The sequence below is a fragment of the Streptomyces sp. NPDC091289 genome, from assembly GCF_044757365.1.
GTDB lineage: Bacteria > Actinomycetota > Actinomycetes > Streptomycetales > Streptomycetaceae > Streptomyces.
Map to the genome: position 1 here is coordinate 246,830 of NZ_JBIVUT010000005.1, position 13,042 is coordinate 259,871.

Below are 13,042 nucleotides of genomic sequence, written 5' to 3' on the forward strand. Positions count from 1 at the left end.
TCATTTCGTTCCGGAGGAACCGATGGTCATCACCCCCGCCACCGAAGCGGACCCGCCCGACTACCGCCAGGAACTCGTCGCCCGCCCCGAGACGCTCGCGATCATGCGCCGCATCGTCAGTGCGCACCTCGACCTCTGGGATCTGCGGGAACTGAGCGACGCCGCCACGCTCTGCGCCCATGAGCTGCTCACCAACGTCATGCGGCACACCGGGGCACCGCTCTGCACCATCACCCTGCGGCGTAGGCCGGACGGCGTGCGCGTCACCGTCAGCGACTCCGACACCAAGCCGCCCGAGCGTCGCGATCCCAAGTGGAGCGAGGAGAGTGGGCGCGGAGTGCTCCTGATCGCCGCGCTCGCGGCGCAGTGCGGCACGGTGATGCGGCAGGACGGCAAGGACGTCTGGGCCGACATCAGCGCCACGACACCCGCGTACGCCACATGAACAGGGCGCTGCCACGCACCTATTGGTGTCACGCGGACGTCGACCATGCACAGGCCGCAGGGCCTCTGGACGACCTGGTCACCACCGCGCCGGGCCCGGCCGTGGCCTGGATGCGCGAAGCCGTGCGATGGCTGACGCCCAGGCTCGACCGCGACGCCTTCCACCGAGCCTGGGCCTGGCTCGGCGACCACCGGGGTGCCGAGGCCGCCGTTCAGAGCCTGCGTCGCGGCCAGGGCTACGCGTACGAACTGCCGACCTCCGACGGGAACTGGCGCTGGACCGCGTACCCGGTCTCCGCCCTTCCTCTGTTACCGACCGACCCGCCACTCAGGAGCCACGGATGAACGACATGTCCACGCCGCCGTCACCCTCGGCGGAGCTGCGAGCCGCACTCAGCGAGGCAGGGCTGCGCGCGGGAGTCGCAGATGCCGAGGCGGGGAGCCTCGTACGGGTCGCGCCTCTCGACCCGGCCGACGCACGGCAGTTGGCCCGCCTGATCCGTACCGGGACCAAGCGCGCCCTCAAGGCCGCCCGCGCCCTGCGGGAGATCTGCGAGGGGTACCGGGTCGACCTTCCCGGGCTGCGCGTCCGGCAGGGCCGCATCGCGCTGGGGCCCGTCCAGGTCGACGACGCGGCACGGCTGGCCCGGCTCCTGGGTGCGGTGCCTCCGGCCACCGAACAGTCGGACACCGACGCCGACGCCGTGAGGGCCATGCTCGGCCAGGCCTTCCAGCAGGCCACGGGTGGCGGCACCCTCTCCGTATCCGTACGGGAGAACGCTTCGCACATCCTGGAGCTGGGCTCGATCGACGCCCGTACCGCGCGACACCTGATTCGCGCGCTCCAGTTCTGAACAGCCGCCGTCCATTCTGTAGTTCGGTTCGCGCCGTCCCGTCGTTGTCCCGGGCGGATCGCCTGTCAGACCTGCCTGGGATGCTCCGCGCATGGAGATGACCGTGCAGCTGACGATCGACTGTTCCGATCCGCAGAGAATGGTGACTTTCTGGGCCGAGGCTCTGGGCTACGTGCCTGAGCCCCCGCCGGGCGGGCACGCCACGTGGCGCGCTTACTGGGCGGCGGCGGGGGTGCCCGAGGCGGAGTTGCCGGCCGGTGCCGGGGACATTCCCGAGTCGATCATCGATCCCGCGGGACGTGGGCCGAGAGTGTGGTTCCAGCAGGTTCCGGAGCCGAAGACGACCAAGAACCGGTGGCACTTCGACCTGAAGGTCGGCGGGGGCCGTGACGTCCCGCTGGACGTCCGCGCGCAGCGGGTCAGGGCCACGGCGGAACGGCTGGTCGCAGCCGGCGCCACTGTGGTGCGGATCAAGGACGAGCCGGATATGGGGTTCTACGCCGCCGCCATGCAGGACCCCGAGGGCAACGAATTCGACGTCGTCTGAGGGGCGTTGCGAGGGTTGAGTGCCTGGGCGGCCCTTGTCCGGGACGGGCGGGGGGCCTCACAGCGCCCCCAGGTCATGATGGTGCCGCTGGTCCGGTCCGGGGCCGGTCCGGCCCGGCGACACGATCACGGCCCGGGGGCGGCGGACTGGATCCCCGGGACCCCGGCCGGCAAGCGCGGCCGCAATACCCCCGGTGAAACGCGGCCCAGAAGTCCTCATCGATCCCCGTGCACGACGTACTCGCGCGCCAACGTCCCGGGGCCGAACTCGGACACGGGGTGGAGCCCGAAGTTCTTCGAGTGAGCCGTACGGTCATCGACAACGACGACGGAGCCGTGAGTTCGCCGAAAGGTCAGAAACTGGCGACGGGCCTGGGCCGTTGCAGGATCCACCGGTGTACGGGCGGAGTAATTACGCCACCCACGATGAACCCGATCGCGACGCTCTGGCTCGCGTTCGCGATCGTCCCGATAAGCGCGCACAGAACCATGCCGACCACAACCAGGCCCGCGACCTTCATACCCGAGGCCTGCTGGTTCAGCCATTTCACGGTCGAGAGGGTGGTGAGATACGCGGTGGATCCGAACCCGGCCAACGCCAGAACGGTCAGAGCATCCATTCCGCAACCTCGGCTTCCTGTGGTGCTCCCCCATGGGCAGAGCATGATGGTGGTCGATTGAGCAGAATGAACACTAACGATCTTGACCGGATGATCAAATTCATTTGAGCATTCCCTGAGGGAAGTTGCCCGCGATTCCCGGGCCCCGGCCGTCAAGCGCGGCCGCAATAGCCCCGCTGGAAGGCGGACCAGAAGTCCTCGTCGATCGCCGTGTCGGCGAGCGGGCTCCAGTTGGTGTGGGCGACGAGCTGTTCGCGGCCGTCGCGGCTGTTGAGAGCGAAGGTGAGATAGCCGGGCGCGGTGCCGCCGTGGCCGTACGCCGGGCCGCAGTCGGTGGCGTAGACGTACACGCCCAGGCCGTAGCCGACGGCGGGCGGGGCGCTGCCGGTCGTGGGGACGGTGTCGGTGAGCATGGAGCGCAGGAGGGCGGGCGGCAGCAGCCGGCCTTGCAGCAGCGCTCGGTAGAAGTGCGCGAGGTCGGCCGCCGTGGTGACCAGGGCGCCCGACGCCCCGGCCTCGGACGGGCTGAACCCGGTGATGTCGAACCGGGTGGCGTCGGGTGCGTCCGGCAGCAGGAACGAGACGTCCGTGTAGCCGCGCGCATGAGGGCCGTCGATCGTGCGCTGCGCCAGGGGGTAGGAGGTGTCACGCAGCCCGAGGGGCGTGAAGACGCGGCGTTCGAGGTTGGTGCGCAGGTCGCGGTCGGTGACCCGTTCGACGATCAGGTCGAGCAGCAGGTAGTTGGTGTTGGAGTACCGGAACCGGGTGCCGGGAGTGGGGAAGTACCGGGGCTCGTCCAGGCCGATGGCGATCAGCTGGTCGCGGGGCCAGTACTGGTCGAGACCGCGGAAGTGCGGGATCAGCCCGTCGATGTAGTCGTTCAGCCCGCTCGTGTGGTTGAGCAGCTGGCGGACGGTGATGGGTGCGCCGGACAGGGCGTTGTCGGCGCGGACCTGGTCGGGCAGTAGCTCGTCCACGGTGTCGTCGAGTCGCAGGCGGTGTTCGGCGACGAGTTGCAGGACGACCGTCGCGGTGAAGGTCTTGGTGAGGCTCCCGGCGCGGAATTTCAGGTCCGGCCGCATCGGTGTGCCGGTGGACCGGTCGGCGACGCCGGCCGCGCCGGAGCGGACCTGTGCGCCCTCACGGGCGAGGAGGAAGGCGCCGGGGTTGGGGTTCGGGGCGGCCACCACCTTCTCGGCCAGGGCCCGCAGGGCGGGGTCGGGGCGGCTCTCGGCTGCTGCTACGCCTCGGTCGGCCGGTCGGCCTGCGGCGGCCGTGCCGGACGAGAGCAGGGTGAGAGCAAGTGCCAGGCCTAAGAGGCAGGTTGAGCGTCGATGGAACATCGCAGACTCCCTCTCCGGTAGCAATATAGCCATACGGTTATAGCACGCGATACCGTCCCTCCATGCCGAGAGTCGCCGACCATGACGCCCGCCACGGGCAGATCAGTGACGCCGTCCAGCGGCTGATCGTGCGGGACGGCCTCACCACGGTGACCGTCGCCCGGACCGCCGCCGAAGCGGGCATGTCCGTGGGGCTGGTGCAGCACTACTTCACGGCGAAGGACGAGATGCTGCTGGCGACGTTCACCCGCGTCAACGAGCGGTTCACCGCGCGCGTCGACGCGTCGGTGAACCGGGGCGAGGCCGAGGGCCGCACCATCGCCGACATGCTGCGGCAGGCGTTGGCCGAGCTGATTCCGCTCGACGACGCCCGTCGGGCCGAGTTCCTGGTCCGGCTCGCCTTCTCGGGCCAGGCCGCCCACAACGTCCGCCTCGCCACCGTGCAGCGGGAGACCCTCGCGGGGGTCCGCGCGCGCGTCGCCCGGGCCATCGCCAACGGCACGGAGTGCGGCGAGGTCGCCGAGGGTGTCGATGCCGCCGAACAGGCCCTGCGCATCGTCGCGTTCGCGGAAGGGCTCGCGCTGCACACGCACATCGACCCGGGCGGCACGCCGGAGTCGGCCGTTCTCGCCGCTCTGGAGGAGCAGATCTGCCACGTGTTCACCGGGACGTGCCGACGCGTACGGCGCAGGTAGCGGAACCCCGCACGGACTCGGGCGGGGGCGTCAGCGCTCCGCGTCGCCCCACTCCTCTACGGCCACTTCGTCGCCCACCGACAGCTTCCCCGGCCGCACCACGGAGAACTTCGCGCCGAACACCACCCCGCCCGCCGAGAAGCGCCGGTAGCCCGCGAGCGTCCGCAGCGGCTCCGGCCCGCCCCTGGCCCCGGCCTCCTGGTCGACCAGGGTGACCGCGCAGCGCACGGCGAGCTTGGTGTAGCCCAGTTCGGCCGCGCCGATGGTCATGCGGCGGATCCGGTCCTCGGCGTGGGGCTCCGCCGCCCAGTCCTCCCCGTGCTCGCCGTGGGCTCCTTCGGGGGGACTGTCGATGACGATGTTCGGGCGGAAGCGGTCCATGGCCAGTGGCGGGGCGCCACGCTCGGCCATCCGCGTGTGCAGGTGGGCGAGGGAGGCGCGGGAGAGCAGGTGGACGGCGCTGCTGTCGGCGTAACCGGAGGTGCCGGGGGTCAGGCCGTCGGTTTTCCGGTCGTGCTCCGGCGGTACGCGGACCAGACGGCTCGGGGCGCCGAGGAGGTCCGTGAGCCACTCGGCGGCCTCCTCGCCCTGGTCGATGCCCTGGTACGTCGCGCCGAACAGGTCGACGTCGCGCCGGGGTGCGGAGGTGGTGACGTCGAGGTGCAGCGCGCCGTGGCCACTGTCCGGCTCCGCCGATGCCAGCGTGAGCCTGCTGCCGTCGGCGCTGACGGTGGACCGGACCAGCGCGAGACGGGGATCGCGGCGCTGGGTGCGGAAGACCCCGTCGACGCTGACGACCATGAAGCTGCGGTCGTGCGCGAGTCCCGCCGGCGTGAGGTACGCGCCACCGTCCACGGACGTTCCCGCGCAGCCCTTGATGGGGTAAGTGATCAGATCAACGACGGTCGCCATCCGGCCCGCTCCTTCGTGAGGTCGCCTGCCCACGGAACTTCTGCCGTCGGGCCCTACCGCCAGGGTGCCAGGCTGGGCCGATCATGCTCGACGGGTTTTACGCCATACCTCGACGCGACCACCGCCAGGCCCAGGGCAGGCTGCCAGGCATCAGCAGGCAGGGATCACCGTTCTGCGCGCGCAGTACGCAGTAGTACCGCGCAGTGCGCAGTAGCACCATGGAGTACATGGAGACCACGGCCCGCGAGTTCAACCAGCGATCGTCACAGATCCTTGCAGCGGCAGCACGCGGCGAGACCGTCACCGTCACCGTCACCGTCACCGTCACCAAGAACGGCACCGCCGTCGCGCGCGTCGTGCCTATCGGTGACGACGACGTCCCTCCCTGCCCCACCGACCCCATGGGTGCCCTGCGCCTCCCCGACCTGGGCCTGCCTGATCTCACCGACGATGAGATCGAAGACACGCTCAAGGGAATGGGCTCGTGAGTCTGCTGCCCGACGGCCTGTGAAGAGGGCACCCGCCGCAGCATGTCCGGCCCTGCTTCACCCGGCGGAGTGGAGTCGGCCGCCCGCAGGGGTGGTCCGGCCTCGCCATGCTTCGGGCTCGTCGTGGCGTGCCGAACCATGAGCGCATGTCACGGAACAGTCTGCGTTCGCTGGCCCGCCGTGTGGTTCCCACACTGCTGGTCGCCCAAGTCGTCTTTCTTCCCCTGCAGGCCGCCTCTGCCGCCGAGCACACCGCCCACCCGTGCGCGTCGTCCACCGGTTGCGGTTCGGTCGTCGTCGCGCCCGTCTCGCAGGCCGCCCCGGATCACGGTGACTGCACCAGTCCGGAACCGGTCGTGTGCCTGATCCGGAGCGAGACGCCGCAGCAGCGCGAGGTCGCCCGCGATCAGCGGATGCGCTATCACGACCTCCTCGAGGACATGGAACGCACGGAGTGCGCCATGCGCGCCGAAGGACGCTCGGAGGAGGACATCGCCCGCACCCTGGTCCAGATGCGCAACGACGCCAAGGACGTCGTCCGCGCCGGAATGACCCCGGAACAGGTCGCGGAGCTGGAGGCACGCAACCAGAAGAAGTACGGGAACCCGCTCGGCCCGACGGCTGACCAGCTCTACCTGAAGTACGGCTCCTGGGAGAAGGTCACCGAAGCCGCCACGCGTTCGAGCGCGGCCGTGGACCGGGAACTCGGCCTGGAATTCCGCCACTGCTCCTGCGACGTCCTCCAGGCGGCCTGACCGGTCCCGCCCACGCCCCGGAGTGGGGGCGGGAGCGGGAGCGGGGGCGGGGGCCGCCCCTTGCGGTGAGACCGGCCCCCGCCCCTCCCTCACCCCTTCCGGTACAGCGCCTCGATCTCCCCCGTGAAGTCCCGCGCGATCGCGTCCCGCTTCAGCTTCAGCGACGGCGTCAGGTGGCCGCTCTCCTCCGTGAAGTCCACCGGCAGGACCGTGAACTTACGGATCGACTCCGCCCGCGAGACCAGGCGGTTGGCCTCGTCCACCGCGCGTTGCAGCGACGTACGCAGGTCCTCGTCGTGGACCAGGTCCCGCATCGGGATGTCCTGCTTCTTGGTCATCTGACGCCAGTGCTGGAGGCCGTCCGGCTCCAGGGTGATCAGGGCGGTGATGAACGAGCGGTTGTCGCCGACGACCATGCACTGGCTGACCAGGGGGTGGGCGCGCAGCCAGTCCTCCAGCGGGGCCGGGGTGACGTTCTTGCCGCCCGACGTGATGATGATGTCCTTCTTGCGGCCCGTGATCGTCAGGTAGCCGTCCTCGTCCAGCGCGCCCAGGTCGCCCGTGGGAAACCAGTCGTCCGGCAGCAGCGCCGGGGTCACCTCCGCCCGTTCGCCGTCCCAGTAGCCCCGGAAGACCTGGCCGCCCTTCAGCAGCACCTCGCCGTCGTCCGCGATGCGCACCGAGGTCCCGGGCAGCGGCCAACCCACCGTGCCCAGGCGGGGTTTGAGGGGCGGGGTCACCGTGTGGGCGGCCGTCGTCTCGGTGAGGCCGTAGCCCTCGAAGATGCCGATGCCCGCGCCCTCGTAGAACGCGGCGAGCCGGCGGCCCAGCGGGGATCCGCCGCAGATCACGTACCGGACCCGTCCGCCGAGCGCCGCCCGGATACGGCGGTAGACCAGCGGGTCGTACAGGGCCCGGGCCGCGCGCAGGCCGAAGCCCGGGCCCGGGCCCGTACCGTGTTCGGCGGCCTCGACCGCCTTGCCGTAGCGCTGGGCAATGCGGGCCGCCCGGTCGAACGACGAGGCCCGGCCCATCTTCTCGGCCGTCGCCCGGCCCGTGTTGTAGACCTTCTCCAGGACGTACGGGATGGCCAGGAGGAAGGTCGGGCGGAAGCCGGCCAGGTCGGCCAGGAGGTCCTCCGTCTGGATCGACGGGGCGTGGCCCAGGCGGACTCTCGCCCGCATGCAGCCGATCGCCACCATCCGGCCGAACACGTGCGAGAGGGGGAGGAAGAGGAGAGTCGAAGCCGGGTCCTTCGAGACCGACTTGAAGACCGGGTGGAGCAGTTCGATCGCGTTGTCCACCTCGGCGAAGAAGTTGCCGTGGGTCAGGACGCAGCCCTTCGGGCGGCCCGTGGTGCCCGAGGTGTAGATCAGGGTGGCCGGGCTGTGCGGCTCCAGCGTGGCCCGGCGGGCCGCCACCGCCGCGTCCGGGATGTCCTTGCCGAGCGACTTGAGGTGGCCGATGGCCCCCGTGTCGAACTGCCACAGATGCGCCAGGTCGCCGAGCTGCTTGCGCTCCTGGCTGATCATGCGGCCCTGTTCCTTCGTCTCCACCGCGCACGCCACCGCGCCCGAGTTCTGGAGGATCCAGCGGGCCTGGAACGCGGAGGAGGTGGGGTAGATGGGGACCGTCACCAGCCCGGCCGCCCAGGACGCGAAGTCCAGCAGCGTCCACTCGTACGTCGTCCGGGCCATGATCGCGACCCGGTCCCCCGCCCGCAGTCCCTCCGCCATCAGGCCCTTGGCGACCGCCTGCACCTCGGCGGCGAACTCGGCCGCCGTCACGTCCTGCCAGGCACCCTCGGCGTCCTTGCGGCTGAGGACCGGTTCCGAAGGGGCCTCCCTCGCGTTGTCGAACGGGATCTCCGCCAGAGAGCCTCGCCCGACCTGCGGCGCGAACTTCGGTACGGAGACCTCCTGGACCCTGCCGTCGGGGCCGCGCCTCTTCGTCGGCTCGATCAGGACAGGCTGCGATACAGCGGATGCGGATGCGGATGCGGCGGAAGGTGGCGTTGACACGTGCGGCTCCTCGGTTCGGGGGTCGGGCGGGTCGGTTCGCCGGGTCGTCCGTCCGGCAAAGGGGGTGCTCCTTGCAACAGGCCCTACGGGCGCTCCAGAATCGCCGTCACCCCCTGGCCGCCCGCCGCGCAGATCGAGATCAGGCCCCGGCCCGGGCCCTCCCGCTCCGCGAGGAGCTTCGCCAGGGTGGCGACGATGCGCGCGCCCGTCGCGGCGAAGGGATGGCCGGTGGCCAGGGAGGAGCCGGCCACGTTCAGGCGGGTCCGGTCCACCGGGGCCAGGCCCTGCTTCTCCCAGGCGGCGAGGGTCGCCAGCACCTGGGAGGCGAACGCCTCGTGGATCTCGTACAGGTCGAAGTCCTCGATGCCGAGCCCGGCCCGCTCCAGCAGGCGCGGTACCGCGTACGCCGGGGCCATGAGGAGGCCGTCCTCGCCGTCCACGTAGTCCACCGCGCCCGTCTCGTACAGGGAGAGGTAGGCGAGTGGTTCGAGGCCGCGTTCCTCCGCCCACTCCTCGCTCGCCAGCAGGACCGTCGCCGCCCCGTCCGTCAGCGGCGTCGAATTGCCTGCCGTCATGGTGGGGTTGGGGCCGGATGTGCCGAACACCGGCTTCAGGCGGGCCAGTTTCTCGGCCGTCGAGTCCGGGCGCAGGTTCTGGTCGCGGTCCAGGCCCCGGTACGGGACCACCAGGTCGTCCAGGAAGCCCCGTTCGTAGGCCGCCGCCAGGCGCTGGTGGCTCGTCGCCGCCAGGTGGTCCTGGTCCTCGCGGGTCACCGCCCAGCGGCGGGCGGTGACGGCGGCGTGCTCGCCCATCGACAGGCCGGTGCGGGGTTCGGCGTTGCGCGGGATGTCCGGGACGAGGTGGCGGGGGCGGACGGCGGACAGGGCCTTGAGGCGGGCACCCGTCGTCTTCGCTCGGCGGGCGGCGAGCAGGATGCGGCGCAGTTCGTCGTTGACGCCGAGCGGGGCGTCGCTGGTGGTGTCGGAGCCGCCCGCGATCGCCGAGTCGGCGGACCCTAGCGCGATCTGGTTCGCGGCGGCGATGACCGCCTGGAGGCCCGTGCCGCAGGCCTGCTGGATGTCGTACGCGGGCGTGCGCGGGTCGAGCGCGGAGCCGAGGACGGTCTCGCGGGCCAGGTTGAAGTCGCGGCTGTGCTTGAGGACCGCGCCCGCGACGAATGTCCCGACCCGGTCGCCGGCCAGGCCGTACCGCTCCACCAGGCCGTCCAGCGCGGCCGTCAGCAGGTCCTGGTTGGAGGCGGTCGCGTACGGGCCGTCGGAGCGGGCGAAGGGGGTGCGGCTGCCGCCGATGACCGCGACGCGGCGCGGCTGCGGCAGGGCGAGGGGGATCGAGGGGTGCGCGCTCGTCACCGTGACCATCTCGTCTCGGTCGGTCCGGGATTGTTCATCTCGACCAGCTCCTGACTCTTCAGTAACCTTACTCAAGAGTAAATCTACGACCGCGCAGGGAGTCAGGACAATGGCCGATCGCTATCTGCACCTCACCGGCACAGCACCCGGCCGCTTCCTCACCCGGCGGCTCGGCCTGCCGCAGCCCGCCCCGCTGCGCCGCTGGACCCTGGAGACGCCGGGCCTGGACGGGCCGCTGCTGCATCTGACCGCCGGGGCCTCGGCGATCACGGACGGGCTGGCGAAGGTGCTGGCCGCGACCGGGCCGACCGTCGAGGCGCAGGCGGTGCGGCCCGCCGGGATCGTGCTGGACGCCACGGCGGTCACCTCCGCCCAGGGCCTCGCCGAAGTGCACGCGGCCCTTCACCCTGTTGTACGGTCGCTGGCTCCCGGTGGCCGGATCGTCGTCCTCGGCACCCCCCCGTCCTCCGAGGACCACCATCAGGCCGCTGCCCAGCAGGCGTTGGAGGGTTTCGTCCGGTCGCTGGGCAAGGAGATCGGGCGCGGCTCCACCGCGCAGCTCGTGCGGATCCCGGCCGACGCCGAACCGGCGGCCGCCGAGTCCACCCTCCGCTTCCTCCTCTCCCCCCGGTCCGCCTACGTCAGCGGCCAGGTGATCGAGCTGACCGCCGCCGCGCCGGCCCCCGTCGCCGACCGGGCCGCCCCGCTCGCCGGCCGCACCGCGCTGGTCACCGGGGCGGCCCGGGGCATCGGCGCGTCCGTCGCCTCGGTGCTGGCCCGCGACGGGGCCCACGTGATCGTGCTGGACGTCCCCCAGGCCCAGGACGACCTGGTGCGCACCGCCGACCGGCTCGGGGCCACCGCGCTGCCGCTGGACATCACCGCGCCCGACGCCGCGGCCCGCATCGCCGCCGCCGCACCGGACGGGCTCGACGTCCTCGTCCACAACGCGGGCATCACCCGCGACCGCCGCCTCGCCAACATGCCGGCCGACCGCTGGGCCCAGGTCATCGACGTCAACCTCGACAGCGTGCTCCGCACCACCGACGAGCTGCTCGCCTCGGGCGCGCTGAACCGGGGCGGCCGGATCGTCGCCACCGCCTCCATCGCGGGCATCGCGGGCAACACCGGCCAGACCAACTACGCGGCCAGCAAGGCCGGTGTCATCGGCCTCGTCCGCTCGCTCGGCCCGCGCGCCGCCGCCGAGCACGGCGTCACGGTCAACGCGGTGGCCCCCGGGTTCATCGAGACGAAGATGACCGCCGCCGTGCCGTTCTTCATCCGCGAGGCCGGCCGCCGGATGAACTCCCTCTCCCAGGGCGGGCTTCCGGCCGACGTCGCCGAGGCCGTCGCCTGGTTCGCGGGGCCCGACTCCACCGCCGTCAACGGCCAGGTGCTGCGCGTCTGCGGCCAGAGCCTGCTGGGGGCGTGAGACCGATGACCTCACTCAGCGCCTCGCTCGTGCGCGGGGCCGTCACGTCGCCTTTCAAGCGGGCCGGGCGACCGGACGCCGCCCTGCCCCCGGGCCGCCTCACCCGCCCGGCCGCGCCCGTCGCGCCCGGGCCCCTCGCCGCGTACGCCCGGATCTGCGGGTTCCCGGAGACCGGGCCGCTGCCGCTCACGTACCCGCATGTGCTGGCGTTCCCGCTCACCATGCGGCTGATGACCGGCCGCGCCTTCCCGCTGCCGGTCGTCGGGCTCGTCCACACCTGGATCGAGATCACCCCGCACCGGGTCGTACGGTCGACGGAACCGCTCGAACTGACCGTGTACGCCGATGGGTTGACGCCGCACCGGCGCGGCACCGAGGTCACGATGGCGACCGAGGCACGGGTGGACGGCGAGCTGGTGTGGGAGTCGCGCAGCGGCTATCTGTCCCGGCACCGGCAGGCCACGACGGCGGCGGAACGGGCGGCCTCTTCACGAGTTTCCGCCCCGGCCGCCGAGGAACTGCCCGCCGTCGCCGAATGGCGGCTGCCCGGGGAGCTGGGGCGGCGGTACGGAGCCGTCTCCGGCGACCGCAACCCGATCCACCTGCACCCGCTGACCGCCCGGCTGTTCGGCTTCCCCCGCGCCATCGCGCACGGCATGTGGACGGTCGCCCGCTGCCTCGCCGAGGCCGGTGATCCGGCCGGAATCCGTTCCGTACGGGCCGAGTTCAAGGCCCCCGTCCTGCTGCCCGCCACCGTGACGTACGCGGCCGGGCCGGCGGGCGAAGCCTTCGCGCTGCGGGGACCCGAAGGGCGCGTGCACCTCGTGGGGTCGGTGGCCCGGGAGGCCTAGGCCGCCGGGGGCGTCCAGGGCTTGGCGTGCATCAGGTTCTCCAGGCCCGCCCAGGCGAAGTTCATCAGGGTCGCCGCGGCTTCCTTCGCCGAGACGTCCGGGGTGTCGTTGGCCCAGCCCGCCAGCGACTCCGCGGCCCCCACCAGGGCCTGGGCGAGCCCCGCCACGTCCCGGTCCGCGAGTGCGGGGTCGCTGTGGGCCTCGCGGGCGGCGGCCCCGATCAGGCTGGTCACGAACGTGACGATCTCGTCCCGCATACCGCCGACCTCGCTGACGAACGGCTCCCCGTGCGAGCGCGCCTGGCGGTGCAGGACCGACCAGCCGTCCGGGTTCTCGGCGGTGTGGAGGAAGAACGCCCGGAGCCCCGACCACAGTTGGGCGTCGGCGGGCAGCCCCGGTTCGACCCCTGCCTGGACCGCCTCCAGCAGGGCCTGCGCCTCGCGGCGGATGCAGGCGGAGAACAGCTCTTCCTTGGAATTCAGGTACAGGTAGACCAACGGCTTGGAGACGCCCGCCAGCTCCGCGATCTCGTCCATCGAGGCGGCCCGGTAGCCGCGCTGCCCGAAGGTCTGCACCGCGGCGTCCATCATCTGCTGCTCGCGTACGGCGCGCGGCATCCGCTTGCTCTTCACTGCACCCACGTCCGGCTTCCTCCCCGCCCCCACTGCCCTGCTCACCGCCCAGGGTACGGCGGCGGGCCGCGGCGTCGTG

At 71.9% G+C, this 13,042-nt stretch carries 15 protein-coding genes; 9 read left to right on the forward strand and 6 right to left on the reverse strand.

The window, feature by feature from the left end; genetic code table 11:
- Positions 1 to 22: 22 nt before the first annotated feature.
- The 4 genes from ACIQPT_RS08525 to ACIQPT_RS08540 all read left to right on the forward strand — a co-directional run bounded on the left by ACIQPT_RS08525 (position 23) and on the right by ACIQPT_RS08540 (position 1,845).
- Entirely contained in the window at positions 23 to 445 is a 423-nt protein-coding gene (locus ACIQPT_RS08525; protein WP_401153958.1) for an ATP-binding protein, read from the forward strand.
- Positions 442 to 789, forward strand: a complete 348-nt coding sequence (locus ACIQPT_RS08530; protein WP_401153960.1) for a hypothetical protein — start codon at positions 442 to 444, stop codon at positions 787 to 789. The genes ACIQPT_RS08525 and ACIQPT_RS08530 overlap by 4 nt, the downstream gene beginning before the upstream one ends.
- Positions 786 to 1,298 carry a hypothetical protein gene (locus ACIQPT_RS08535; RefSeq protein WP_401153963.1) on the forward strand — a complete coding sequence of 171 codons (513 nt, stop codon included), beginning with the start codon at positions 786 to 788 and terminating at the stop codon, positions 1,296 to 1,298. Before ACIQPT_RS08530 ends, ACIQPT_RS08535 begins: the two co-directional genes overlap by 4 nt.
- Before the next feature lie 91 nt (positions 1,299 to 1,389).
- Complete coding sequence (locus ACIQPT_RS08540) at positions 1,390 to 1,845, forward strand: VOC family protein (RefSeq protein WP_401153964.1); 456 nt, start codon at positions 1,390 to 1,392, stop codon at positions 1,843 to 1,845.
- Positions 1,846 to 2,197: 352 nt separating this feature from the next.
- Here ACIQPT_RS08540 and ACIQPT_RS08545 read toward each other — a convergent pair whose 3' ends face one another.
- Positions 2,198 to 2,464: a hypothetical protein gene (locus ACIQPT_RS08545; RefSeq protein ID WP_401153966.1), complete on the reverse strand. Its 267-nt coding sequence runs from the start codon at positions 2,462 to 2,464 to the stop codon at positions 2,198 to 2,200.
- 152 nt (positions 2,465 to 2,616) lie between these two features.
- Entirely contained in the window at positions 2,617 to 3,807 is a 1,191-nt protein-coding gene (locus tag ACIQPT_RS08550) for a serine hydrolase domain-containing protein (RefSeq protein WP_401153968.1), read from the reverse strand.
- Between the two features lie 62 nt (positions 3,808 to 3,869).
- Here ACIQPT_RS08550 and ACIQPT_RS08555 point away from each other — a divergent pair, with 62 nt between their 5' ends.
- Positions 3,870 to 4,502, forward strand: a complete 633-nt coding sequence (locus ACIQPT_RS08555; protein WP_401153971.1) for a TetR/AcrR family transcriptional regulator — start codon at positions 3,870 to 3,872, stop codon at positions 4,500 to 4,502.
- Positions 4,503 to 4,532: 30 nt separating this feature from the next.
- Here ACIQPT_RS08555 and ACIQPT_RS08560 read toward each other — a convergent pair whose 3' ends face one another.
- On the reverse strand, positions 4,533 to 5,414 hold the full coding sequence (locus ACIQPT_RS08560) for an MOSC domain-containing protein (protein WP_401153974.1): 882 nt from the start codon (positions 5,412 to 5,414) through the stop codon (positions 4,533 to 4,535).
- Positions 5,415 to 5,641: 227 nt separating this feature from the next.
- Here ACIQPT_RS08560 and ACIQPT_RS08565 point away from each other — a divergent pair, with 227 nt between their 5' ends.
- Positions 5,642 to 5,902 (forward strand): type II toxin-antitoxin system prevent-host-death family antitoxin, encoded by a 261-nt coding sequence (locus ACIQPT_RS08565; protein ID WP_401153977.1) that lies wholly within the window; start codon positions 5,642 to 5,644, stop codon positions 5,900 to 5,902.
- A 146-nt stretch (positions 5,903 to 6,048) separates the two neighbouring features.
- Positions 6,049 to 6,657: a hypothetical protein gene (locus tag ACIQPT_RS08570; protein WP_401153980.1), complete on the forward strand. Its 609-nt coding sequence runs from the start codon at positions 6,049 to 6,051 to the stop codon at positions 6,655 to 6,657.
- Positions 6,658 to 6,746: 89 nt separating this feature from the next.
- Here ACIQPT_RS08570 and ACIQPT_RS08575 read toward each other — a convergent pair whose 3' ends face one another.
- Complete coding sequence (locus ACIQPT_RS08575; protein ID WP_401153982.1) at positions 6,747 to 8,678, reverse strand: AMP-dependent synthetase/ligase; 1,932 nt, start codon at positions 8,676 to 8,678, stop codon at positions 6,747 to 6,749.
- Between the two features lie 83 nt (positions 8,679 to 8,761).
- A complete protein-coding gene (locus tag ACIQPT_RS08580) occupies positions 8,762 to 10,048 on the reverse strand; it encodes an acetyl-CoA C-acetyltransferase (RefSeq protein ID WP_401153985.1) in 1,287 nt (428 codons plus the stop codon).
- 109 nt (positions 10,049 to 10,157) lie between these two features.
- Here ACIQPT_RS08580 and ACIQPT_RS08585 point away from each other — a divergent pair, with 109 nt between their 5' ends.
- Together ACIQPT_RS08585 and ACIQPT_RS08590 are read left to right on the forward strand one after the other, a co-directional pair.
- The gene (locus tag ACIQPT_RS08585; protein ID WP_401153988.1) at positions 10,158 to 11,480 is read left to right on the forward strand and encodes a 3-oxoacyl-ACP reductase; all 1,323 of its coding nucleotides are present in this window, start codon (positions 10,158 to 10,160) and stop codon (positions 11,478 to 11,480) included.
- A gap of 5 nt (positions 11,481 to 11,485) precedes the next feature.
- Positions 11,486 to 12,331 carry a MaoC/PaaZ C-terminal domain-containing protein gene (locus ACIQPT_RS08590; protein ID WP_401153991.1) on the forward strand — a complete coding sequence of 282 codons (846 nt, stop codon included), beginning with the start codon at positions 11,486 to 11,488 and terminating at the stop codon, positions 12,329 to 12,331.
- Here ACIQPT_RS08590 and ACIQPT_RS08595 read toward each other — a convergent pair.
- On the reverse strand, positions 12,328 to 12,972 hold the full coding sequence (locus ACIQPT_RS08595; RefSeq protein ID WP_401153993.1) for a TetR/AcrR family transcriptional regulator: 645 nt from the start codon (positions 12,970 to 12,972) through the stop codon (positions 12,328 to 12,330). The genes ACIQPT_RS08590 and ACIQPT_RS08595 overlap by 4 nt on opposite strands.
- Positions 12,973 to 13,042 lie beyond the last annotated feature (70 nt).

What these genes read in the sequence shown, in the direction of transcription:
- ACIQPT_RS08525 (WP_401153958.1), top strand. Translation starts at nt 23, where the DNA reads ATGGTCATCACCCCCGCCACCGAAGCGGACCCGCCCGACTACCGCCAG.
- ACIQPT_RS08530 (WP_401153960.1), top strand. Translation starts at nt 442, where the DNA reads ATGAACAGGGCGCTGCCACGCACCTATTGGTGTCACGCGGACGTCGAC.
- ACIQPT_RS08535 (WP_401153963.1), top strand. Translation starts at nt 786, where the DNA reads ATGAACGACATGTCCACGCCGCCGTCACCCTCGGCGGAGCTGCGAGCC.
- ACIQPT_RS08540 (WP_401153964.1), top strand. Translation starts at nt 1,390, where the DNA reads ATGGAGATGACCGTGCAGCTGACGATCGACTGTTCCGATCCGCAGAGA.
- ACIQPT_RS08545 (WP_401153966.1), bottom strand. Translation starts at nt 2,464, where the DNA reads ATGGATGCTCTGACCGTTCTGGCGTTGGCCGGGTTCGGATCCACCGCG.
- ACIQPT_RS08550 (WP_401153968.1), bottom strand. Translation starts at nt 3,807, where the DNA reads ATGTTCCATCGACGCTCAACCTGCCTCTTAGGCCTGGCACTTGCTCTC.
- ACIQPT_RS08555 (WP_401153971.1), top strand. Translation starts at nt 3,870, where the DNA reads ATGCCGAGAGTCGCCGACCATGACGCCCGCCACGGGCAGATCAGTGAC.
- ACIQPT_RS08560 (WP_401153974.1), bottom strand. Translation starts at nt 5,414, where the DNA reads ATGGCGACCGTCGTTGATCTGATCACTTACCCCATCAAGGGCTGCGCG.
- ACIQPT_RS08565 (WP_401153977.1), top strand. Translation starts at nt 5,642, where the DNA reads ATGGAGACCACGGCCCGCGAGTTCAACCAGCGATCGTCACAGATCCTT.
- ACIQPT_RS08570 (WP_401153980.1), top strand. Translation starts at nt 6,049, where the DNA reads ATGTCACGGAACAGTCTGCGTTCGCTGGCCCGCCGTGTGGTTCCCACA.
- ACIQPT_RS08585 (WP_401153988.1), top strand. Translation starts at nt 10,158, where the DNA reads ATGGCCGATCGCTATCTGCACCTCACCGGCACAGCACCCGGCCGCTTC.
- ACIQPT_RS08590 (WP_401153991.1), top strand. Translation starts at nt 11,486, where the DNA reads ATGACCTCACTCAGCGCCTCGCTCGTGCGCGGGGCCGTCACGTCGCCT.